This is a genomic window from Micromonospora sp. NPDC005257 (assembly GCF_042872445.1).
GTDB lineage: Bacteria > Actinomycetota > Actinomycetes > Mycobacteriales > Micromonosporaceae > Micromonospora.
Window position 1 is genome coordinate 285,958 of the sequence record NZ_JBIAKL010000009.1, and the last position, 20,496, is coordinate 306,453.

A 20,496-nucleotide genomic window follows, 5' to 3' on the forward strand; every position below is an offset into this window, starting at 1 on the left:
GACCTGACGCCGAGGGGTTCCCCGCAGTGGCGGGGACCCCTCACGCGTAGGAGACGCCGATCCGGGCCTTGATGTCGTCGATCAGGCCCATCACCTCAAGGGTGACGGCGTGTGGCACCAGCGGGCTCTCGGTCAGCCCGGCCGCCAGGCAGCGCTGCACCTCGATCGCCTCGTACTGGTAGCCGCCGCCGGTCAGGTCCGCCGGGATGGTCTCCGGGTCGGCGCCGGCCCGGTGCAGCACCGCGTGGGCGGGCCGGAAGAACAGCTCGGGCAGGTCGATCCGGCCGGTCGTACCGGTGATCGACGCGGTGATCGCTGTCGCGCCGACCATGCCGCAGCTGAGCGTCGCCACCGCGCCGGAGTCCCAGCCGAGCACCATGCCGGTGTTCTCGTCCACCGCCTCCGGGGTCAGCTTGGCCCACGCCTGCACGTGCTGCGGCACGCCGAGCACCAGGTGGGCCAGGCTCAGCGGGTAGACGCCGAGGTCGAGCAGCGCGCCGCCGCCGAGCGTACGGGCCCGCATCCGGTGCTCCGGCGGGAACGGGCCGGCCACGCCGAAGTCCGCCCGTACGTGCGTCACCTCGCCGATCGCGCCGTCCCGGATCAGCTCCAGCACGCGCAGGATCAGCGGGTTCGTCCGCATCCACATGGCCTCCATGAGGAACAGACCCCGGGCGCGGGCCGTCTCCACCAGCTCGGTGGTGGTCGGCAGGTCCAGCGTGCACGGCTTCTCCACCAGCACGGCCTTGCCGCCGGCCAGGCACGCCAGCGCCGCCTCGTGGTGCGCGGCGTGCGGGGTGGCCACGTAGATCACGTCCAGGTCCGGGTCCGCGGCCAGTTCCGCCCATGAGGCGTACGCCCGCGGCACGTCGTACCGCTGCGCGAACAGCTCGGCGCTCTCCCGGGTACGCGAGCCGACCGCCACCAGGTCGGCGTCCGGCACCAGCCGCAGATCCTCGGCGAAACGGGTGGCGATGTTTCCGGTGGCCAGGATTCCCCAACGCGTCATGCCCGGCACGCTATCCCCTGCAGCTCCGCCGCCGGCAGGGTGATCCACCCGTCGGGACGGCTCAGCCGCGGGCGTCGGCGGCGGCCCGGGCAGCCAGTTCGATCATCGCCCGCCGCGCGGTCAGGGTCGGCTGGTCGGGTTCCAGATGCGCGTACTTCGCCCATGCCCCGGTCGAGCCGTCGAGCTGCTCGCGCAGGATGTCGGCGTGCCCCGCGTGCCGGCCGGTCTCGGCCAGTACGTGGACCATGACGTTCAACAACTTGACGTCGGGGCGGGGCCACCACGGCACGTGGCCGGGGGCGTCGATGGCGAGGGCGTCGATCGTCGCGTCCGCGTGCTCCCATGCCCGCCGGTAGCGGCCGATCACCTCTTCGCGGGCCTCGCGCTCGCTCACCCACATGTCGGTACCGTCCGGATCCGGTTCGTCCCACCGGGGCAGGGGCTCCGGGAACGGCCTGCCGAACACCTCGCCGAAGTACCGGGCCTCGACGAACGACAGGTGCTTGACGAGGCCGAGCAGGTTGGTGCCGGACGCGGTCAGAGGGCGGCGCACGTCGTACTCGGACAGCCCGTCGACCTTCCACAGCACCGCCTCGCGGATCTGACGCAGGCCGTTGTGCAGGTATTCCTTCGCGAAGTCGTCGATCACTGTCGCCACCCTGCCAGGCACGACCGGCGGCCGCTGCCCCGCGCTTCCTGCGGCTTCTGACGCTGCTCCCGAACGGCTCATGTCACGTCGATCGAGCACGGAACGTGATGATGGCGCAGCGTGACGGCGATTGCTTCTCTGTTCGCCAGGACGGGGCACCCAAAGGCAATCTAACGGACATAAACCCACGATCCCTCGCGGCCGGGTCGATGCCCTTCCGTCCCCTTTGCTCTGCAGCCTCATGCGCACCGCACACGGAGGGTTGCCATTGCGGATTCGGCTGCAGAGCAAAGGGCGCGGAAGGGTGCCCCTGGGCGGACGGAGAGAACTACGCATCGTGACCAGGCAGCCCGCGCTCGGAGCACGTGTGTCCCGTGCGCCGACGGGAACCGTCGCCGACCGGACTGCTGGGCGGGAACTAGGCTCGGCGCATGACGATCGACGGCTTCGCCGCACCCCCCGCCCTGGTGGAGCACGCCCGCCGGTTCCGGGCCGAGGGCGCCGTACCGGCCGTGCCCCGGGTCGCCGCCACAGTGCTGCTGCTCCGCCCGGCCGGCGACGGGTTCGAGGTCTACATGATCCGCCGGGTCGCGGCCATGACCTTCGGTGGCATGTACGCCTTCCCGGGCGGCGGGGTGGACCGCTCCGACTCGGAGACGCACCTCGACTGGGCCGGCCCGGACCCGGCGGCGTGGGGGGAGCGGCTCCGGCTCGACCCGGCCGCGGCGCAGGCGGTGGTGTGCGCCGCTGCCCGCGAGGTCTTCGAGGAGGCGGGCGTGCTGCTCGCCGGCCCCGACCCGGACACTGTGGTCGGCGACGTGAGCGGCGACGACTGGGAGACGGCCCGGCAGGATCTGGAGGGACGGCGGGTCGGCTTCGCGGACCTGCTGGCCGGGCGGGGCCTCACGCTCCGATCCGACCTGCTGCTGCCGTGGAGCCGGTGGATCACCCCGGAGTTCGAGCCGCGCCGCTTCGACACGTACTTCTTCGTCGCCCTGCTGCCCGAGGGGCAGCGGACCCGGGACGTCTCCGGGGAGGCCGACCACACACTGTGGCTGCGCCCGGCGGACGCCCTGGCCCGGGCGGAGGCCGGCGAGCTGACCATGCTGCCGCCCACAATGGTCACGCTGGCCGAGGTGGCCGCCGCCGGCGACCTGGGCGGTGTGGCCGGCGCGGCGGCGAAGCGTGACCCCGGCGTCCCCGTCATGCCGCACCTCGACCTCTCCGACGTGGAGGCGCCCCGCTTCCGTCTGTCCTGACGGTCAGCCGGCGGCGCGGAGGTAGCGGGCCGCGATGGTACGTAGGAGAGCGGCCAGTTCGGGCGGGTCCTCGACGGTGAAGTCGAGGTCGAGCAGGCCGAGCCAGACCGCGATGGTCTCCAGCCGGTCGGCGCCGGTGTGCAGGAGACAGGCGCTGTCGCCGGCCGGCTCGACAGTGCCGACGGCCGGATTGATCCGGACCCGGTCCACCACGTCCCCGGGCAACTCGCGCGCCGCGAACCGGGGGCCGGTCGGGGTACGCGGGGTGAGCCGGTCCACCCTGAACGTGCGCCAGTCGTCCCGCGCCGGGTCGAAGGCCACGAGGTACCAGCGCCGGCCCCAGTTCACCAGCCGGTACGGCTCGACGTCCCGCCGATCGGCGGTCCCGTCGTGCCGGACGTAGTCGAACCGCAGCCGCTCCCGGTCTCGGCAGGCGGCCCCGATCAGGCTGAGGGTCCCGGCGTCCACGGTCGGGCCGGGCTGGTCGTGCGGCACCCGGATGGTGTGGGTGTGCAGGGCGGCGACGCGCCGGCGCAGACGGTGGGGTAGCACCTGCTCCAGCTTGGCCAGCGCCCGCAGGGATGTCTCCTCGATGCCGGCCACGCTGCCGCCCGCGGCCGTGCGCAGCCCGACCGCCACCGCCACCGCCTCCTCGTCGTCGAGGAGCAGCGGGGGCAGGGCCGCACCGGCGCCCAGCCGGTAGCCGCCGACCGCGCCCCGCGTGCCGTGTACGGGATAGCCCAGCTCGCGTAGCCGCTCCACGTCGTTGCGCACGGTCCGGGTGCTCACCGCGAGGCGCTCGGCCAGTTCGGCGCCAGTCCAGTCACGCGGGGTCTGCAACAGCGACAGCAGGCGCAGCAGCCGTGCGGAGGTCTCCAACATTTCTCGAATCCTGCCAGTTCATTAGGAACGGAATATTCCTAATTGGCTCCTACGTTCCTGGGCATGGCAGACAACACAGCGATCGTCCCGTTCCGCATCGATGTCCCGCAGGCCGACCTGGACGACCTCGCCGACCGGCTCGCACGGACCCGCTGGGCCGAGGAACTACCCCCCGACCCCGAACCGGCCGCCCCCGCCGGCCCGGTCGCGCCCGGCTGGGAGTACGGCGTTCCGCTGAGCTGGGTACGGCGCCTGGCCGAGCGCTGGCGCACCACCTACGACTGGCGGGAGTGGGAGGCGCGGCTGAACGCGTACCCACAGTTCACCACCGAGATCGACGGGCAGCGGATCCACTTCCTGCACGTCCGCTCGCCCGAGCCCGGCGCCACCCCGCTGATCCTCACCCACGGCTGGCCGGGCACCGTCGCCGAGTGGCTGGACGTGATCGGTCCGCTGACCGATCCGCGGGCGCACGGTGGCGACCCGGCCGACGCCTTCGACCTGGTCATCCCGTCGGTGCCGGGGTTCGGCTTCTCCGGGCCGACCCGGGAGCGCGGCTGGAACCGCTACCGGGTCGCCCGGGCCTGGGCCGAGCTGATGCGCCGCCTCGGCTACGACCGGTACGGCGCGGCCGGCAACGACCTCGGCGCTTTCGTGTCGCCCGAGGTGGGCCGGGCCGACCCGGAGCACGTGCTCGGTGTGCACGTCACGCAGATCTTCTCCCTGCCGTCCGGCGATCCGGCCGAGCTGGCCGCGCTCACCGAGGAGGAGCGCGGCAAGGTGGCGTTCGCCGAGTTCTTCGTGCAGCGGCAGGGTGGCTACGACAAGCTGCACTCGACCGCGCCGCAGAACGTGGCGCACGCGCTGGCGGACTCGCCGGTGGGCCTGCTCGGCTGGCTGGGCCAGCTGATGGGGGATCAGATCGACGTCGACCACGTGCTCACCCACACGACCGTGTACTGGCTGACGAACACGGCCGCCTCGGCGGCCCGCTACTACTACGAGGACGCAGAGGTGGTGCACCCGACGCAGAAGGTGAACGGACGGGGAACGGACATGCCGGAGCCGACCACGGTGCCGCTCGGTCTCGCCAACTTCGCCTGGGACTTCCAGTCGATCCGCACGCTCGCCGAGCGCGACCACAAGAACATCGTCTCCTGGCGCACGTACGACCGGGGCGGGCACTTCGCGGCCCACCAGGTGCCCGACCTGCTCGTGGCCGACCTGCGGCAGTTCTTCGCCGCACCGCTCAGCCGAAGCGGCCGGTGATGTAGTCCTCGGTCTTCTTCCGGGCCGGGTTGCTGAAGATCTTCTGGGTGTTGTCGTACTCGATCAGGCGGCCCGGATCGCCGGTCTTCTCGATGGAGAAGAAGGCGGTCCGGTCCGACACCCGGGCGGCCTGCTGCATGTTGTGCGTGACGATGATGATGGTGAACTTGTCCTTGAGCTGGAACATCAGGTCCTCGATGGCCAGCGTCGAGATCGGGTCCAGCGCCGAGCAGGGCTCGTCCATCAGCACCACCTGTGGTTCGACGGCGATGGTGCGGGCGATGCAGAGCCGCTGCTGCTGACCGCCGGACAGTCCCGCGCCGGGCTTGGCGAGGCGGTCCTTCACCTCGTCCCACAGGTTCGCCGAGCGCAGCGCCTTCTCGGCCGCCTCCTCCAGGATCGGCTTGCGCCGTACGCCGTTCAGGCGCAGCCCCGCCACCACGTTCTCGAAGATGCTCATGGTGGGAAACGGGTTCGGCCGCTGGAAGACCATGCCGATCATGCGGCGGACCGCCGTGACGTCCACGTCCCGGTCGTAGATGTCCTGGTCGTCGATGGTGAGGTTGCCCTCGACCCGGGCGCCGGGCAGCACCTCGTGCATCCGGTTGATCGACCGCAGGAAGGTGGACTTGCCGCAGCCGGACGGCCCGATCAGGGCGGTGACGGTCTTCGGTTCGACGGTCAGGTTGATGTTCTCGATCGCCTTGAACCCGCCGTAGTAGGCGGTCACGTTCGTGGCTTCGATGCGCTTGGCCATGGTGGCGGTACCTCCGGGGTTCATCGGCCGAGCCGGTTGCGGCGGGACAGCAGCTTCGCCGCCACGGTGAGGACGAGGACGAGGGCGACCAGGGTCAGCGCCGCCGTCCACGCCCGTGCCGGCGAGTACCTCGACGCCTCGCCGGCCTGCTGGTAGACGAAGAGGGCCAGCGACGACTGGTTGTTCTCGAACGGGTTGAAATTGATCGCCGCGCCGCCGCCGGCGACGAGCAGCACCGGCGCCGTCTCGCCGGCGGCCCGCGCGATGGCGAGCATGATGCCGGTGACGATGCCGGGCAGCGCGGTCGGCAGCACGACCCGCAGGATGGTCTTCCACTTCGGCACACCCAGCGCGTACGCGCCCTCGCGCAGCGGCGCCGGCACCAGCCGGAGCATCTCCTCGGTGGAGCGGACCACTGTGGGCAGCATCAGCACGCTCAGCGCCAGCGCGGCGGCGAAGCCGGAGAAGCCGGGCCGGCCGTCGTTGAACCACGGCGAGACGATCAGCACCCAGAAGGCCAGCACGAACAGGCCGGTGACGATCGACGGGATGCCGGTCATCACGTCCACGAAGAAGCGGATGGTGAACGCGAACCGGCCCCGGCCGTACTCGACGATGTAGATCGCGCAGAGCACGCCGAGCGGCACCGTGATCACTGTGGCGATGCCGACCTGCTGCAACGTGCCGACGATCGCGTGGTACGCGCCGCCGTTGGCGTCCCGCGACCCGATGTTGTTCATCGAGGTGCCGAAGAAGTTGGCGTCCAGCCGTTCGGAGCCCTTGCTCACCAGCGTCCAGACCACCGAGGCCAGCGGCAGCACCCCGAGCACGAACGCGGAGTGGATCAGCGTGCTCCAGGTCCGGTTGCGGGCCGACCGGCGGCCCTCCACCGCGTTCGCCGCGACGAAGAGACCGGCCAGGTAGAGCAGCGCGCCGACCACCACGACCAGGACCGGGCCGCCGATGCCGGCGCCGTACACGATGCCCGCCGCGAGCAGCAGCGCCGCGACGGCGATGGCCGGAGCGGCGTACGCGGGAAGCCGCCTCGCCCGCAGCGTGGCCGGCTGGGCCGGCGGGCGCGGGCGGCGGGGGGCGAGGGTGGTGGTCATGCGGCCGACTCCGTGAACTCGCGCCGCCGGTAGATGATCGCCCGCGCGGTGATGTTGACGATCAGCGTGATCGCGAACAGCACCAGGCCGGAGGCGATCAGCGCGCCGCGGCCGGTGTCGTTCGCCTCGGCGAACCGGTTGGCGATGTTGGCGGCGATCGAGTTGCCGCCGCTCTGCAGGATGTTGAACGAGATGGCGTACGTGGAGCCGAGCGTGAGCGCCAGCGCGATGGTCTCGCCCAGCGCCCGGCCCAGGCCGAGCATCACCGCGGCGATGACGCCGGGCCGCCCGTACGGCAGGACGGCGGTGCGGATCATCTCCCAGCGGGTGGCGCCGAGCGCGAGCGCTGCCTCCTCGTTGGCGGTCGGGGTCTGCCGGAACACCTCGCGGGACAGCGAGGTGATGATCGGCAGCACCATGATGGCGAGCACCACGGAGCCGAGCAGGATCGAGTTGCCGTACGGGCCGTCGCCGAAGATCGGGATCCAGCCGAAGTACCTGTTCAGCCAGGCGGACAGGTCGGCGACCGGCTGGGCGAGGTAGTCCCGGCCCCACAGGCCGAACACGACGCTCGGCACGGCGGCCAGCAGGTCGATCAGGAAGCCCAGGCCGTTGCCGAGGCGCCGGGGCGCGTAGTGCGACAGGTACAGGGCGATGCCCAGCGCGACCGGAACGGCCATGAGCAGCGCCAGCAGCGAGCTCAGGACGGTGCCGAAGGCGAGCGCGCCGATGCCGAACTGCGGCGGGTTGTCGTTCGGGAACCAGCCCTCGAACGTCCAGAACGACTCGGTGTTCGCCCGCAGCGCCGGGACGGCCCTGGCGACCAGGAAGATCGCGATGGCCGCGATGACCACCAGGACCGTGGTGCCGGCGGCCAGGGTCAGGCCGCGGAACGCCCGTTCCGCGCCGAAGGCGCGGGCCCGGGGGAGGGCGCCGCCGCCGCCGAGGCCACCGTCGGGGCGGCCCGGGTTGCCGGGGCGCTCGGCCACACGCGCCGAGGCACCGGTGGGTCGCTCGTGGCTCGTGGCCACGAGGTTCCCGCTGGTGCCGGCGCCGGCCGAGCGCTGAGGGGTGTCACCCATCTGCTCGCTCGCTTCGCGTTGAGGAGGTGTCGGTCGGCGCGTCAGGAGAGGCTCTCGACCGCGGCCTCGACCTTGGTGCGGACGGTCTCGGGCAGCGGCGCGTAGCCCAGCTCGACGAGCTCCTTCTGCCCCTCGGCGCTGGCGGCGTGGCCGAGCAGGCCCTTGACCAGCGGCAGCTTGTCGGCGGCGAGGCCCTTGCCGCAGACGATCTCGTAGGTCGCCAGGACGATCGGGTACGCCCCGGCCTCCTTGGTGTTGTAGTCGATCGACATCTTCAGGTCGTTGCCCTGACCCTCGAACCTGGCGCCGGCGATGGTCTTGCCGGCCGAGTCACCGGTCAGCTCGACGAACTCGCCGTTACCGTTCTTGATCTTCGCCATCTTCAGATCGGAGTTCTCGGCGTACGACCACTCGACGTAGCTGATGGTGCCGTCGGTGCTCTTGACCTTGCTGGCCACACCGTCGGACTTGGCCGCGCCGACGCCGCCCGGGGCCTTCCACGCCTTGGAGTTGCCGAGCGTCCAGTCCGCCTCGGCGGTCTTCGAGAGGTACGTGGTGAAGTTGTCGGTGGTGCCCGACTCGTCGGAGCGATGCACCGCCTGGATCGCTGTCGACGGTAGCGTGGCGTCCGGGTTGTCGGCCTTGATGGCCGCGTCGTCCCACCTGGTCACCTTGCCGGCGAAGATCTTCGCCAGGGTGGCCGGGCTGAACTGGAGGTTGTTCGCGCCGCTGACGTTGTAGACCACGGCGACCGGGCCGATCACCATCGGTAGGTTGAGCGCCTGGCCGCCGGTGCACTTGGCGTCGGCCTGCGGCTGCTCCTCCGGCTTGAGGGCGGAGTCCGAGCCGGCGAAGTCGGCGGTGCCGGCGATGAACGCCTGGATGCCGGCGCCCGAGCCGCTGGGCTCGTAGTTGATCGTCGAGCCGGCGCACTTCTGCTGGTAGGCCTTGATCCACTCGGCCATGGCGTTCTTCTGGGCGGAGGAGCCCTGCGCGTTCAGCGTGCCCGTGGCGCAGTCCACCGCGGCGGTGGAACCGGAGGCGCCGGCCGGCTCGTTGTTGTCCGAGCCGCAGGCGCTGAGCCCGAGAACCGCGGTAAGAGCGAGACAGGCGATGGCGCCGTGCCGCTGGAGCTTCACTTCAGGGTGTCCCTTCACGTCTTTGGTCAGGTCGCCCGGAGTGCCGGGGGCCGGCGCTGACCGGCTGACACGAAAGGTAGGAGGGCCAGGTGGACGGTTCGCCGGACGCAAGTGAACGCACGGTGAACACGTTCAGCCGACGAGATGGCCGTCCGCTGAGGGAGGGTTGTCCATGTCGTGAACCAGCGGCCCGGCATCGCCTGTGGCGATTTTCCGGGGCAGGCGAGCGCTCAGCCGAGCTGGTAGTTGACGTGCGCGGACCAGCGGGCGAAGCCCAGCCGCTCGTAGAGCGCGACAGCCGCGGCGTTGCTCTCGTCCACGTAGAGCATCACCCGGTCCAGCCCGCGCTCGTCGCGCAGATGCGTCAGGCCGGCGGCGGTGAGCACCCGGCCGAGCCCGCCCCGGTGCGCGGACGGGTCCACGCCGAGCACGTACACCTCGCCGATGCGGGCCGAGCCCGGCCGCTCGTGCACCTTGGTCCAGTGGAAGCCGAGCAGCCGCCCGGTGGCGGAGTCGACGGCGAGCAGGAAACCGGCCGGATCGAACCACGGCTCGGCGATGCGTACGCGCAGGTCGTCGAGCGTCCACCTGCCCTGCTCGGGGTGCTGGGCGAAGGCGGCGTTGTTCACCGCCAGCCAGGCCTCGTCGTCCGCGCCGGGACGGAACGCGCGCAGCGTCACGCCGTCCGGCACGACCGGCGCCGGCAACTTGTCGGTGAGCGGGCGGCGCATCTGCCAGAGCACCCGCGCCCGGGAGAAGCCCAGGTCGACCGCCAGCGCGGCGGCCGACGGGTGGTCGCCGTGCGCCCAGGCGCGCAGCGGTCGGGACGCGGCGGCCACCACGCCACGGGCCAGCGCCCGCCCGGCGCCCCGCCGCCGGTACGCCGGATGCACCACCATCTCCACGCCGACTCCGTCGGCCGGTGCGGTGGTGTCGAGGTGCGCGTACCCGGTGAGGGTGCCGTCGGCGGTCCGGGCGGTGAGGTGCACGGCGGGCGCCTCGGGGTCGCGCATCCGCAGCAGCACGTGCTCGTCGAGCGGGTCGGCGCCGTCGGCGTCACCGGCGGCGCGGGCCAGCGCCAGCACCTCGGCGACCTCGTCCGGCGTCAGCCGGTCCGCCCGGTCGATCCGATCGGCCGCGGGACCACTCGTCGGGTCGGTGCTGCTCATCTGAGTCACGGTAGCGGGCGGCGGGCCGTGGTTCGCGGCGCACGACGACGGCGATCAGTGGCGCTCGTCACGGCCGGCCGGCGGGCAGCGGCTCCAACTCGAACCGGGCCAGCAGTTCGGGCAGGAGGTCCTGCAGCGCGCTGACGGTGCCGGACCGGTCCCCGCCCGCGTCGTGCATGAGCACTATCGCGCCGGGCCCCATCTGCGAGCGGACCGTCGCCTCGATGGTGGTGGCGCCCGGCGCCTTCCAGTCCGACGGGTCCACGCTCCAGTGCAGTGGGGTGAGCCCCAGATCGGCGCAGGCCGACATGACGGAGGGCGTCCAGGCCCCGCCGGGCTGGCGGTAGTACGCGATCCGCGCGTCCGGCGCGGCGGCCACTATCGCGTCCCTGGTGCGCAGCAGGTCGGCCCGGATCGTCGCCGGGGATCGCCTGCCCAGGTTGACGTCGTGGCTCCAGGAGTGGTTGCACAGCGTGTGTCCCTCGGCCGCGATCGACCGGACCAGGTCCGGGTGGGCCTCGGCGTTCTCGCCCACGACGCAGAACGTCGCCTTTGCGCCGTACCGGGCCAGTAGCGCGAGCACCTGCGGGGTCCAGCGGGGGTCGGGGCCGTCGTCGAAGGTCAGCGCGACGCGGGACGAGCCGGTAGTGATCAGGGAGCCGTACGGGCCGTCGCCGCCGGGCTCGTCCGGCGCGGCGTCGGGGCTCGGCCGGGCGCTGGCCGTACCGCCCGGGAGGCCGGTGCTGGGGGGTTGGTCGCCGTAGCTCGGGCCGTTGAGCGTGGTGGCGACTCCGGTGTCGGAACGGTGCGGTTCCGGCACCAGGCTGCGGCCCAGCGCGAACGCCGAGCCGAGCAGGCCGGCCAGTACGACGGTCACGAGCCCGGCGGCGCGCAGCGTCGAGCCCCGCATCAGCGGCACCGGCCGTTCGTCGCCCCCGTGTTCACCGCACGCACCGCCCCCCTTAGCCCGACAATTCCGGCAGCCAGGATATGGCTGACTGGTCGGGCAAAAAGGGCGTATGAGAAAAGTGCCCTCTAGTGGGGTGGGGCGTGGGCGGTCAGACCGGCAGCGGGGCGGGCTCCGACTCCGGCAGTGAGCGCGACGGCGGGACGACGAACTTGTAGCCCACCTGGCGGACGGTGCCGATCATCGACTCGTACTCCGAGCCGAGCTTGGCGCGCAGCCGCCGCACGTGGACGTCCACCGTCCGGGTGCCGCCGAAGTAGTCGTAGCCCCAGACCTCGCGCAGCAACTGGTCCCGGGTGAACACCCGCCCGGGGTGCTGGGCCAGGAACTTCAACAGCTCGAACTCCTTGTACGTGAGGTCGAGCGGCCGGCCCTTCAGCTTGGCGGCGTACGTGTCCGGGTCGATGTTGAGCTCGCCGGCCCGGATCGAGCCCCCGGCGCCGGCGGTGGCGTTGCTGAGGCGGCCGACCGCCAGCCGCAGCCGGGCCTCCACCTCGGCCGGCCCGGCACCGGCCAGGATCACGTCGTCGACGCCCCAGTCCGCGTTCAGCGCGATCAGCCCGGCCTCGGTGACGACCGCGACCAGCGGTACGCCGAGCCCGGTGGCGTGCAGCATCCGGCAGGTGGCCCGCGCCTCGCTCAGTTCGGAGCGGGCGTCCACCAGGACGGCGTCCGGTGTCGGGCCGGACACCAGCGTGCGGACGTCGCGGGGTGCGGTGCGAACCGAATGCGGCAGCAGGTCGAGTGCCGGCAACACCGCCGACGGCTCACCGGCCCGCGCGGTCACGAGCAGCAGGAGCTCCACGATCACCTCCGTCCCGGCGGCCTCTCGGCCGCGCGCGACCAGCAACACGCCCGGGGGTGCGGGCGGCACTGTGAACTTGCGTGGGTCCCGGCGTCGTCGACGGGCGGGTAACGGCCTGAGCGTAACCGATGGACCGGCCGTCACCTTCGCGCGATTTACCGTTTGCCCTTTCTGCCCTTGATCGCGCCGCAGGTTTTAACGTCGCCGAAACCGGGACCTCTGCCGAGCCGCCCGGGTCTGGCACGATCGGGGCGTGTCTCCCTCCACCTCGCGCGACACCGGTCGTGAACCGTGGGCCGACGACCCGTCCGCCGGGCCGTCCGGCCCCGCCCGTGTCTACCCGCCCGCGCCGCGTACCGGCCCCGCCGACGAGGAGGGCGGCCGGCCGGAACGCAAGGGCCCGCGCCGGCTGCGCAAGGGCGGCCCCAGCCGGCGTCCCGACGACGAGCCCGAGGAGGAGCCCGAGGAGGAGGTGCCGCCGGTCCCCGTCCGCCGCCCTCTCGCGCTCACCGTGGCCGGCTTCGCCGCGCTGCTCGGCGTCGGCCTGGTGCTCGGCGCGCAGACCGCGGGCCCGGGGCACCGGCTGCCGTTCGCGGTGATCATCTTCGGCGTCCAACTGCTGTTCGTGCTGGCCTGGACGATGGCCATGCGACCGCCCGCGCTGCTCGTCGTCGCGCTCGTCAGCGCCGGCACCGCCGTGATCGCCGACGTCGCCGCCGTGCAGTCGGACCTCGCCGGCCTGGCCCCGCTCGGCTACGCCGCCGCCGGCGGCTTCCTGCTCGGCGTGCTGGGCCAGCTCGTGCGGCGGGTGGACCGGGTCCGGGTGACCGACTCGCTCGGCGGCACGCTGCTCATCGTGGTGGGCGTGGTCGCCTTCGCCACGCTCATCGTGCTCAGCCGGATCCCCAAGGGCACCCAGGCGATCACGGTCTGCCTCACCGCCGCCGGGGTGGCGTTGCTCGTCGCCCGGCTCACCGACGCGGTCGCGCCGTGGCCCCGGCTCGCCCCGCAGGTGCCGCGCGGCGCGGCCGGCGTGGTCGCCGGCGCCATGATCGGCACCCTCACCAGCGCCGTGCTCGGCAGCTACCTGGTCGGCTTCACCCCGACCAGCGCCGCCCTGGTCGGGGTGGTCAGCGCGGCCACCGCCGTCCTGGCGGACCTCGCGGTGGGGTACGCCGAGGCGGGCCGGCTGATGGCCGGCGAACCGCCGACGATGTGGGTGGCCCGGCACATGCAGGGGCCGCTGGGCGGGTTCGCGCTGGCCGCGCCCGCCGCGTACGCCATGTGCGTGCTGTTCCTCTGACGCGGTTGGGGAGGATTCGCCGCGGGTAAGTACGGTTGCGCCGCGAGCGCGGTGACGGCGGCGAGGACAGGAGGCGGCGTGGCAGAGGCGTATCCGGCGGAGGGCCGACCCCGGCGACGGGGCCGGAAGGTGCTGATCGGCTTCCTCGTCCTGCTGTTGGTGCTGGCCGGGCTGCTCGTCGTCGCCGACCGGGTCGCCGCCGGGGTGGCCGAGCGTGCCATCGCCGACCAGGTCCGGCAGGAGGTCGCCAAGCAGGACGCGCAGTCCTCCGCGCCGCAGGTCGAAGTGGCCGGTTTCCCGTTCCTCACCCAGGTGCTCGACGGCCGGTACGAGCGCATCTCGATCCAGCTCACCGACGTGCGCGGCAACGTGCAGGGCGACGCGGTGGAGGTGCCGAAGCTGGACGTGGACGCGCGCAACGTGACCGCGTCGCTGGACACGCTGCGATCCGGCCGGGGCGACGTGGTGGCCGAGAGCGTGGACGGGCGGGGCACCATCACCTACGAGAGCCTGGCCAAGCTGCTGGACCGGCCCGGCCTGACGCTGGGCGAGCGCAACGGCAAGCTCGCCGTGACCGCCCCGGTCGACGTCCTGGGCATCAAGCTCACCGTCAACGGCACCGCCGACGTCACGGTGGCCGGCAACAAGGTGGCGCTGCGGTTCAACGACCTCACCGCCGAGGGCCTGCCGAACCTGCCGCTGGCCCGGGCCGCGCTGACCCGGTACGCGCAGGGCATCTCGATCGACGTGCCGCTGCCGGAGCTGCCGTTCCAGCTCAACCTGCGCAAGGTGGAGCCGAAGCCGGAGGGCCTGGTGGTCACGGCGGACGCGGCGAACGTGCCGATCAACTCCGCCGGCTGAAAGCCGGCCTGCAGATCAACTCCGCCGGCTGAGAGCCGGCCCACCGTCGATTCGGCCTGCTGACCAGGCGGTCAGTCGTCCCGGATGCTGGTCGGCCTGGTGGCACCTGTTGCGTGGGCTGGTAATCTCCCTGCCCATGGGGACCCACCTCACCAAACGGCGCGCGGTCGACCTGTGCCGCGTGGCCACCTGCCTGTGTCGCCCCGTCATCTGACGGCGGGGCTGTCTCCGGCCGCCTGAACGGCGGCCCCAAGGGTCCACGAACCTCCCCTCAACGCCCGGCAGCGGCGCCGTCGCACGTACCCGTGATCCGTTCCTAGCTCTGGGTCCCGCGCGTGGTGCGACAGCCACAGACTTCGATCTCCACGCGTAGGCTCACCAACCATCCTCACCAGGGAGTGATCTGATGAGTCGCGACACCGCACTGGTCTCGGCCGAGTGGGCCGAGAAGAACCTCGGCGCCCCGGGCGTCGTCTTCGTCGAGGTCGACGAGGACACCTCGGCCTACGACACCGGGCACATCGCCGGCGCCGTCAAGCTCGACTGGCGCACCGACCTGCAGGACCAGATCCGCCGGGATTTCGTCAACAAGAGCCAGTTCGAGGCGCTGCTGTCCGACCGGGGCATCGCCAACGACGACACCGTGATCCTGTACGGCGGCAACAACAACTGGTTCGCCGCGTACGCGTACTGGTACTTCAAGCTGTACGGCCACCGCGACGTGAAGCTGCTCGACGGCGGCCGCAAGAAGTGGGAGCTGGACGCCCGTCCGCTCGTCACCGACGCGGTGGAGCGGCCGAAGACGCAGTACGTCGCGCAGGAGCCGGACACCTCGATCCGCGCGTTCCGCGACGAGGTGGTCGACGCGATCGGCACCAAGAACCTGGTCGACGTGCGCAGCCCCGACGAGTTCGCGGGCCGGCTGCTCGCCCCCGCCCACCTGCCGCAGGAGCAGGCGCAGCGGGCCGGTCACATCCCGACCGCGATCAGCGTCCCGTGGTCCAAGGCGGCCAACGAGGACGGCACGTTCAAGTCCGACGACGAGCTGCGCAAGATCTACGCCGACGCCGGGCTGGACGACGGCAAGGAGACGATCGCGTACTGCCGGATCGGCGAGCGCTCCTCGCACAGCTGGTTCGTGCTCCAGGAGCTGCTCGGGCATCGCAACGTGAAGAACTACGACGGCTCCTGGACCGAGTACGGCTCGCTCGTCGGCGTGCCGGTGGCGCTCGGCGACGAGCCGGGGGAGGCCTGATGACCGCCGCCTCCGCCGCCTCGACCGCTGCCGCCGGCTGCGCCGCGCCGGACCAGTCCGCTCCGCTCCCGGCCAGCCTGGACCTGGAGAAGGAGACCGTCATCACCGGCCGCGTGCTGGCCGAGTCCGGTGAGGTCGTGCCGGGCGCGTACGTGCGTCTGCTCGACTCGACGGGCGAGTTCACCGCCGAGGTGGTGACGTCGGCGGCCGGGCAGTTCCGGTTCTTCGCCGCGCCGGGCTCCTGGACGCTGCGCGCGCTGTCCCGCCACGGCAACGGCGACACCGCCGTGTCCGCGACCCGCGGGATCAACGAGGTGACCGTCTCGGTCGCCGCCTGACCCACGCTCTGATCGTGGCCCGCCGCCCCACCGGGGTGGCGGGCCACGAGCCGTTCCAGAGCGCCGAGGCGCGGCCAGGCAGCTCGCCGGTACGTGACACCATTGCCGGGTGACTGCCGTCGAGACGGGCTACGCCCCGCCCACCCCGCCCGGCCCCGGACCGGGCGGGCGACGCCGGCTGCGCTGGCCGGTGGTTGCCACTGTGGCGTGGGCAGTGCTGCTGGCCGGCCTGACCTGGTGGTCGGTGCGCACCGACCCGCCGACGGTCAAGGAACAGCGGTCGCTGGACCAGGCCGGCCCGGTGGTGGACCGGGCGATCGGCGAGCTGACCGCCGCGGTGGGCGGTGCGGGCGTACCGGCGCTCCTGTCGGACCGGCTGGAACGCGGCTGCCGGATCACGCCGCTCGACGACGGCGCCACGCTGGAGCGCGGCGTCGAGGTGGCGATCGGCGGCGACGACGTACGCGCGGTGCTACGCGGCATCGCCGACCGGCTGCCGGCGCAGTGGCGGGCCGGGGTGTCGACGCTCGACGGCGAGCCGCTCCTGCGCGCCGACGCGGGCGAGTTCGTCGTTGTCGAGGGCCGGGCCGGTGGCCCGGGCCGGGTGCTGCTCACCGCCGACACCGGCTGCCGCCCGGTGGGATCCGGTTACCGGGCCCTGTCCGCCGACGCCGCCGCCGAGTCGGCCGTGCTGGCCGCGGCGCTGGGCCGGTGGGGCGGCGCGACCGGCCCGGTCCAGGTGCTGGCCGCGCCCTGCCCGGGCGGCGGGACCGCCCGCACGGTCCGGTCCGAGGCGGCCGCGCCGGCCGACCAGCCGCTGGCCGTCGCGTTCGGCGACGGCGCCGCGCCGGTCGTGGACTCGGCCGACGGATACGCGCGTCCGGGCGACCCGGCGGTGCTGGCGCAGCGGGCCGGCGAGCGGGTCCGGGTGGCGGTGACCACGCCCTGCCCGGTCTGACGTCACTGTCCGGGCAGCGTGAGCGGCGGCGGCGCGGGTTCCTCGTGCGGCTCCCGGCTGCGGCCGAGCGCGTCCACCCGGCCCCAGCGTCCCGGGATGTCGAGCAGTTCCACCCGGCCCATCCCCGGCGGTACGGCCGGGTCGATGATCAGGTGCTCGCCCTGCGGTTCCAGGCCCAGGATCACCCGTAGCAGCAGCAGCGGCGTGCCGGCGGACCACGCCTGCGGGCTGCACGCGGTGGGGTACTCCACCGGGTACTCGGTGAGGTCGCGCGCGTAGCCGGCGAACACCTCGGGCAGCCGCCCGTCGAAGTAGCGCGAGGCGCTGAGCAGGGCGTCGCAGATCCGGCCGGCCTCCTGCCGGAAGCCGTACCGCCACAGGCCCCAGGCGATGATCGAGTTGTCGAACGGCCACACCGTGCCGACGTGGTAGCCGACCGGGTTGTACCGGCCCTGCCCGTCGGCGAGCGTGCGCACGCCCCACCCGGAGAACAGGCGCGGGCCGAGCAGGTGGGCGGCGATCGCCGGGGCTCGGGCCTCGTCGACGATGCCGCTCCACAGCAGGTGGCCGATGTTGGAGGTGAGCGCGTCCACCTGGCGGCCCTGCGGGTCGAGCGCCAGCGCGTAGTACTCCCGGTCCGGGATCCAGAAGTCGCGGTTGAACCGTTCCTTCAGCGCCGCCGCCTCGCGTTCCAGCCGGTCGGCGTACGCCGGGTCGTTCCAGTGAATGCGGGCCATGCGGGCGCCGCGCAGCTTCGCGTCGTACGCGTACCCCTGAAGTTCGCACGTGGCCCGGGGGAACTCGGGCATCTGCCCGTCGGCGTAGGAGACGCCCTCCGGCGAGTCCTTCCAGCACTGGTTCGGCAGCCCGGTCGCCGGGTTGCGGGACATGTACCAGACGTAGCCGGTGCCGAGCAGGTCGCCGTACGTGTCCAGCCAGCTCAACGCCGCACGCGTCTCGTGTTCCAGTTGGCGCACCAGCTCGGCGTCACCGGTCCACCGCTCGTACTCGTCGAGCAGGATCACGAACAGCGCTGTGGTGTCGGCGGCGCCGTAGTACGGCGAGTGCGGCTGCTCCTCGAAGCCGGCGGTCTCGCCGTAGCGCAGCTCGTGCAGGATCTTGCCGGGCTCCTCGTCCCGGAAGTCGTCGACCCGGCTGCCCTGCAGGCCGGCGAGCATGACGATCGTGGGTTTGACCAGCTCCGGCAGGAACGGCAGCACCTGCAGCGAGGTGAAGATGCTGTCCCGGCCGAACAGCGTCATGAACCAGGGCAGGCCGGCGGCGAGCAGCCGGACGCCGAGCGTGATCGACTCGTACCGGAGGGCGGCCAGGTCGTTGAGGCTGCGCCGGTACGCCCCGGCCAGCGGCTCGCAGTCGCAGCCCAGCTTCGGCGCGCGGCTGATCAGGGCGCTCTGTTCCGCGTCGATGTCGTCGGCCGTACGCCGGCCGCCAAGCGGCAGAGCGGCCCGGATGTCCTGGCCCCGGGCGCCGTAGATGACCGTGTCGATGTGCAGCCTGGCGGTCCACTCGCTGTGCGGGCCGACCCGGATCCGGAACGTCATCCCGTTCGCGTCGACGTCGGCCGGCGCGCTGCTCGTCACCAGCGTCTCGCGGTGGAACGCCTGCCTGCGGTAGGTCAGCCGCAGCGCGTTCTCCTCCGCGGTGGGTGTGGTGCGCCCCTTCTTGTCCCGCTTGTGCTTGATCTCGAAGAGGTCGGCGAAGTCGGAGCCGATCTCCAGCCGGAGCCGGAACTCCTTCTCCCGCTCGGAGTGATTGAGCAGGGTCAGTTGCTCGTCGAGGCTGCCGCCGATCGCGCGGGCGCGGATCACCGAGACGTCCGCGTCCAGATAGTGCGTCGGCTCGCCGGGGACCAGGAAGAAGCGCGACTTGTACGACAGCGAGTCGTCGATGGAGAGCGCGTGCAGGCGTTGCCCGTCGAGGGTGAGGAACCAGGTGGAGAGGAACCGGGTGTCGAAGGAGAAGAGCCCGGTGGGGAAGTCGTACGACGGCTCGATGTTGCCGCGATCGTCGCTGACCAGGAACGTGTTGCCGTCGAGAATGCTGACCCGGTCCTTCACGCCGGCCGCCGGACGTGTTCGCGGGCGGTGTCCCGCGGATCCCGTGCGTCGGGCCGGGCCGGCAGGAAGCGGCGGAACGCGAGGAACAGCACGACGTGCCCGCTGAACGTGGCCTCGTTGCGCAGCACCGCTGCCATGCCGTCCTCACGGCCGGTGACCAGCTTCTCGAACAGCTCGGTGGAGAGGGTCAGCACGCCGTCGGCCGGCCGTTGCTCCTCCCGGCTGACCTGGGCTGATCCAGGGCTCAGCGTCACGTACCAGTGCTCGGTGCGGTTGCCGTCGGCCAGATTGATCTGGAGCGTGCCGCCGATCGGGCTGTTGAGCACTGCCGCGGCGCGCGCCGGCATCGACGCGAAGAACCGTTGGATCGCCTCACTCACATTCGCATCGTAGGCGCAATCCGGACATGTCGGGTCAGGATCAGCCCACCGGGCAGAGTGGACAACCTGGCTGGTGGCTCAGTAGACAAGCGCCTGCGCGCCCTCGGCCATCGCCTCCTCGACGAAAACCGCTGCTCCGGCTATGCGTACGCCGGGGATGACGTCGCCCGGGCCGATGTCCCGCCGGGCCGCGCACTGGGTGCAGGCGGTCACCCGGCCGGTGGCCAGGACGACGTGCAGCAGTTCACCGAGCGGCGCGGAGTGCGGCAGCTCGAACGTCTCCGCCCGCCCGGGGAGCGCGAACCAGGTGGACTCACCGGTGAGCCAGAGCGACACCTCCACCCCGGCCGCGGCTGCGGTGGAGGCGACTGTGAACGCCTGGGCGCAGCGTTCCGGGGAGTCCGCGCCGGCGGTGGCCTTGACGACGAGAGTGCGCGCCATGCCGCCAGCATAGGATGGTCCGGATGGTTACCGAGATCGGGTTCGTCAGCCTGCTGGTCGCCGGCTTGGGCGCCCTCGCCGGCGGCCTGGTCTATGTCGCAGTGCGAATCGGTAGAGGTAGATGGTGAGCGCGAGGAGTGAGCCGGTTTTGCGAGCCCCGCAGTCGCGAACGAGGATGGCGCTGTGAACAGTGAGAATCCGCTTCAGCCGCCGTGGTTGAACGCGCCGCCGGTCGACCCGTACCCGTACGAGGAGAGCCACGACCTGCGCGTCGGCCCGAAGCTGCACCCGAGCCTGGACGGGCTGCTGCCGTACGTCGGGGTGTGGCGGGGCCGGGGCCGGGGTGGGTTCCCGACGATCGAGGACTTCGACTACGCGCAGGAGATCCGGATCAGCCACGACGGCCGGCCGTTCCTGTTCTACGAGTCGCGGGCCTGGCTCCTGGACGAGCAGAGCCGCCCGGTCCGCCCCGCCGGCCGCGAGGTGGGCTGGTGGCGTCCGGTGCTCGACGGTGAGCGGGTCACCGACGAGCTGGAGGCGTTGATGACCGTGCCGACCGGCGTGATGGAGCTGCACATCGGCAAGCGCAAGGGCACCCAGATCGAGTTCTCCACCGACGCGGTCGTGCGTACCGCCACCGCGAAGGAGGTCACCGCCGGTGCCCGCCTGTTCGGCATCGTGGAGGGCGCCCTGCTGTACGCCCAGGAGATGGCCGCCGTGGGCCACCCCCTGAGCCCGCACCTCTCCGCCCGCCTGACCCGGGTGGCCGGCTGACCCACCTCGCCG

At 72.3% G+C, this 20,496-nt stretch carries 23 protein-coding genes; 10 read left to right on the forward strand and 13 right to left on the reverse strand.

The window, feature by feature from the left end:
* Positions 1 to 40: 40 nt before the first annotated feature.
* Entirely contained in the window at positions 41 to 1,009 is a 969-nt protein-coding gene (locus ACFYO8_RS20755; RefSeq protein ID WP_354868597.1) for a Gfo/Idh/MocA family oxidoreductase, read from the reverse strand.
* 61 nt (positions 1,010 to 1,070) lie between these two features.
* Positions 1,071 to 1,658: a DinB family protein gene (locus tag ACFYO8_RS20760; RefSeq protein WP_354868594.1), complete on the reverse strand. Its 588-nt coding sequence runs from the start codon at positions 1,656 to 1,658 to the stop codon at positions 1,071 to 1,073.
* A gap of 431 nt (positions 1,659 to 2,089) precedes the next feature.
* Between ACFYO8_RS20760 and ACFYO8_RS20765 the strand changes: the two genes are divergently transcribed.
* On the forward strand, positions 2,090 to 2,917 hold the full coding sequence (locus ACFYO8_RS20765) for an NUDIX hydrolase (RefSeq protein ID WP_354868592.1): 828 nt from the start codon (positions 2,090 to 2,092) through the stop codon (positions 2,915 to 2,917).
* A 3-nt stretch (positions 2,918 to 2,920) separates the two neighbouring features.
* Here ACFYO8_RS20765 and ACFYO8_RS20770 read toward each other — a convergent pair whose 3' ends face one another.
* A complete protein-coding gene (locus ACFYO8_RS20770; protein WP_354868589.1) occupies positions 2,921 to 3,799 on the reverse strand; it encodes a WYL domain-containing protein in 879 nt (292 codons plus the stop codon).
* A 63-nt stretch (positions 3,800 to 3,862) separates the two neighbouring features.
* On the opposite strand from ACFYO8_RS20770, the gene ACFYO8_RS20775 reads away from it, so the two are divergent.
* Positions 3,863 to 5,068 carry an epoxide hydrolase family protein gene (locus tag ACFYO8_RS20775; RefSeq protein ID WP_354868586.1) on the forward strand — a complete coding sequence of 402 codons (1,206 nt, stop codon included), beginning with the start codon at positions 3,863 to 3,865 and terminating at the stop codon, positions 5,066 to 5,068.
* Here the strand turns inward: ACFYO8_RS20775 and pstB are convergent.
* From pstB to ACFYO8_RS20810, 7 genes are all read right to left on the reverse strand, one after another.
* On the reverse strand, positions 5,049 to 5,825 hold the full coding sequence (pstB, locus tag ACFYO8_RS20780) for a phosphate ABC transporter ATP-binding protein PstB (RefSeq protein WP_354868583.1): 777 nt from the start codon (positions 5,823 to 5,825) through the stop codon (positions 5,049 to 5,051). The two genes, ACFYO8_RS20775 and pstB, sit on opposite strands and share 20 nt — an antisense overlap.
* 20 nt (positions 5,826 to 5,845) lie before the next feature.
* A complete protein-coding gene (pstA, locus tag ACFYO8_RS20785; protein ID WP_355094171.1) occupies positions 5,846 to 6,934 on the reverse strand; it encodes a phosphate ABC transporter permease PstA in 1,089 nt (362 codons plus the stop codon).
* Positions 6,931 to 8,016: a phosphate ABC transporter permease subunit PstC gene (gene pstC / locus ACFYO8_RS20790; protein WP_387257410.1), complete on the reverse strand. Its 1,086-nt coding sequence runs from the start codon at positions 8,014 to 8,016 to the stop codon at positions 6,931 to 6,933. Before pstC ends, pstA begins: the two co-directional genes overlap by 4 nt.
* A gap of 41 nt (positions 8,017 to 8,057) precedes the next feature.
* On the reverse strand, positions 8,058 to 9,155 hold the full coding sequence (pstS, locus tag ACFYO8_RS20795) for a phosphate ABC transporter substrate-binding protein PstS (protein ID WP_354868574.1): 1,098 nt from the start codon (positions 9,153 to 9,155) through the stop codon (positions 8,058 to 8,060).
* Positions 9,156 to 9,385: 230 nt separating this feature from the next.
* Positions 9,386 to 10,324: a mycothiol synthase gene (gene mshD / locus ACFYO8_RS20800; RefSeq protein ID WP_354868572.1), complete on the reverse strand. Its 939-nt coding sequence runs from the start codon at positions 10,322 to 10,324 to the stop codon at positions 9,386 to 9,388.
* Between the two features lie 67 nt (positions 10,325 to 10,391).
* Complete coding sequence (locus ACFYO8_RS20805) at positions 10,392 to 11,234, reverse strand: polysaccharide deacetylase family protein (RefSeq protein ID WP_354869158.1); 843 nt, start codon at positions 11,232 to 11,234, stop codon at positions 10,392 to 10,394.
* A gap of 148 nt (positions 11,235 to 11,382) precedes the next feature.
* Positions 11,383 to 12,102: a response regulator transcription factor gene (locus tag ACFYO8_RS20810; protein ID WP_176722767.1), complete on the reverse strand. Its 720-nt coding sequence runs from the start codon at positions 12,100 to 12,102 to the stop codon at positions 11,383 to 11,385.
* 247 nt (positions 12,103 to 12,349) lie between these two features.
* Between ACFYO8_RS20810 and ACFYO8_RS20815 the strand changes: the two genes are divergently transcribed.
* The 6 genes from ACFYO8_RS20815 (at position 12,350) to ACFYO8_RS20840 (ending at position 16,811) form a co-directional block, all read left to right on the forward strand.
* The gene (locus ACFYO8_RS20815) at positions 12,350 to 13,399 is read left to right on the forward strand and encodes a hypothetical protein (protein WP_354868570.1); all 1,050 of its coding nucleotides are present in this window, start codon (positions 12,350 to 12,352) and stop codon (positions 13,397 to 13,399) included.
* 78 nt (positions 13,400 to 13,477) lie between these two features.
* A complete protein-coding gene (locus tag ACFYO8_RS20820; protein ID WP_354868567.1) occupies positions 13,478 to 14,260 on the forward strand; it encodes a DUF2993 domain-containing protein in 783 nt (260 codons plus the stop codon).
* Positions 14,261 to 14,396: 136 nt separating this feature from the next.
* Positions 14,397 to 14,474, forward strand: a complete 78-nt coding sequence (locus ACFYO8_RS20825; RefSeq protein ID WP_310503780.1) for an Ms5788A family Cys-rich leader peptide — start codon at positions 14,397 to 14,399, stop codon at positions 14,472 to 14,474.
* Between the two features lie 192 nt (positions 14,475 to 14,666).
* A complete protein-coding gene (locus ACFYO8_RS20830) occupies positions 14,667 to 15,515 on the forward strand; it encodes a sulfurtransferase (RefSeq protein ID WP_354868564.1) in 849 nt (282 codons plus the stop codon).
* Complete coding sequence (locus ACFYO8_RS20835) at positions 15,515 to 15,853, forward strand: DUF1416 domain-containing protein (protein WP_354868562.1); 339 nt, start codon at positions 15,515 to 15,517, stop codon at positions 15,851 to 15,853. The genes ACFYO8_RS20830 and ACFYO8_RS20835 overlap by 1 nt, the downstream gene beginning before the upstream one ends.
* A gap of 109 nt (positions 15,854 to 15,962) precedes the next feature.
* The gene (locus tag ACFYO8_RS20840; protein ID WP_354868559.1) at positions 15,963 to 16,811 is read left to right on the forward strand and encodes a hypothetical protein; all 849 of its coding nucleotides are present in this window, start codon (positions 15,963 to 15,965) and stop codon (positions 16,809 to 16,811) included.
* A 2-nt stretch (positions 16,812 to 16,813) separates the two neighbouring features.
* Here ACFYO8_RS20840 and ACFYO8_RS20845 read toward each other — a convergent pair whose 3' ends face one another.
* The 3 genes from ACFYO8_RS20845 to ACFYO8_RS20855 all read right to left on the reverse strand — a co-directional run bounded on the left by ACFYO8_RS20845 (position 16,814) and on the right by ACFYO8_RS20855 (position 19,710).
* Positions 16,814 to 18,889, reverse strand: a complete 2,076-nt coding sequence (locus ACFYO8_RS20845; protein WP_354868556.1) for a glycogen debranching N-terminal domain-containing protein — start codon at positions 18,887 to 18,889, stop codon at positions 16,814 to 16,816.
* Positions 18,886 to 19,236, reverse strand: coding sequence for an SCP2 sterol-binding domain-containing protein (locus ACFYO8_RS20850; protein ID WP_387188165.1), 351 nt, complete (start codon positions 19,234 to 19,236; stop codon positions 18,886 to 18,888). The genes ACFYO8_RS20845 and ACFYO8_RS20850 overlap by 4 nt, the downstream gene beginning before the upstream one ends.
* 111 nt (positions 19,237 to 19,347) lie before the next feature.
* Positions 19,348 to 19,710 carry a DsrE family protein gene (locus ACFYO8_RS20855; protein WP_354868550.1) on the reverse strand — a complete coding sequence of 121 codons (363 nt, stop codon included), beginning with the start codon at positions 19,708 to 19,710 and terminating at the stop codon, positions 19,348 to 19,350.
* A gap of 23 nt (positions 19,711 to 19,733) precedes the next feature.
* On the opposite strand from ACFYO8_RS20855, the gene mtfM reads away from it, so the two are divergent.
* Both mtfM and ACFYO8_RS20865 read left to right on the forward strand, forming a co-directional pair.
* Positions 19,734 to 19,838 carry a small membrane protein MtfM gene (gene mtfM / locus ACFYO8_RS20860; protein ID WP_354868547.1) on the forward strand — a complete coding sequence of 35 codons (105 nt, stop codon included), beginning with the start codon at positions 19,734 to 19,736 and terminating at the stop codon, positions 19,836 to 19,838.
* A gap of 55 nt (positions 19,839 to 19,893) precedes the next feature.
* Positions 19,894 to 20,484: an FABP family protein gene (locus tag ACFYO8_RS20865; RefSeq protein ID WP_354868545.1), complete on the forward strand. Its 591-nt coding sequence runs from the start codon at positions 19,894 to 19,896 to the stop codon at positions 20,482 to 20,484.
* The last annotated feature ends 12 nt before the right edge of the window (positions 20,485 to 20,496 follow it).

What these genes read in the sequence shown, in the direction of transcription:
- pstA (WP_355094171.1), bottom strand. Translation starts at nt 6,934, where the DNA reads ATGACCACCACCCTCGCCCCCCGCCGCCCGCGCCCGCCGGCCCAGCCG.
- ACFYO8_RS20835 (WP_354868562.1), top strand. Translation starts at nt 15,515, where the DNA reads ATGACCGCCGCCTCCGCCGCCTCGACCGCTGCCGCCGGCTGCGCCGCG.
- ACFYO8_RS20765 (WP_354868592.1), top strand. Translation starts at nt 2,090, where the DNA reads ATGACGATCGACGGCTTCGCCGCACCCCCCGCCCTGGTGGAGCACGCC.
- pstB (WP_354868583.1), bottom strand. Translation starts at nt 5,825, where the DNA reads ATGGCCAAGCGCATCGAAGCCACGAACGTGACCGCCTACTACGGCGGG.
- ACFYO8_RS20825 (WP_310503780.1), top strand. Translation starts at nt 14,397, where the DNA reads ATGGGGACCCACCTCACCAAACGGCGCGCGGTCGACCTGTGCCGCGTG.
- mtfM (WP_354868547.1), top strand. Translation starts at nt 19,734, where the DNA reads ATGGTTACCGAGATCGGGTTCGTCAGCCTGCTGGTCGCCGGCTTGGGC.
- ACFYO8_RS20755 (WP_354868597.1), bottom strand. Translation starts at nt 1,009, where the DNA reads ATGACGCGTTGGGGAATCCTGGCCACCGGAAACATCGCCACCCGTTTC.
- mshD (WP_354868572.1), bottom strand. Translation starts at nt 10,324, where the DNA reads ATGAGCAGCACCGACCCGACGAGTGGTCCCGCGGCCGATCGGATCGAC.
- ACFYO8_RS20850 (WP_387188165.1), bottom strand. Translation starts at nt 19,236, where the DNA reads ATGCCGGCGCGCGCCGCGGCAGTGCTCAACAGCCCGATCGGCGGCACG.
- ACFYO8_RS20770 (WP_354868589.1), bottom strand. Translation starts at nt 3,799, where the DNA reads ATGTTGGAGACCTCCGCACGGCTGCTGCGCCTGCTGTCGCTGTTGCAG.
- ACFYO8_RS20830 (WP_354868564.1), top strand. Translation starts at nt 14,667, where the DNA reads ATGAGTCGCGACACCGCACTGGTCTCGGCCGAGTGGGCCGAGAAGAAC.
- pstC (WP_387257410.1), bottom strand. Translation starts at nt 8,016, where the DNA reads ATGGGTGACACCCCTCAGCGCTCGGCCGGCGCCGGCACCAGCGGGAAC.
- ACFYO8_RS20855 (WP_354868550.1), bottom strand. Translation starts at nt 19,710, where the DNA reads ATGGCGCGCACTCTCGTCGTCAAGGCCACCGCCGGCGCGGACTCCCCG.
- ACFYO8_RS20805 (WP_354869158.1), bottom strand. Translation starts at nt 11,234, where the DNA reads ATGCGGGGCTCGACGCTGCGCGCCGCCGGGCTCGTGACCGTCGTACTG.
- ACFYO8_RS20775 (WP_354868586.1), top strand. Translation starts at nt 3,863, where the DNA reads ATGGCAGACAACACAGCGATCGTCCCGTTCCGCATCGATGTCCCGCAG.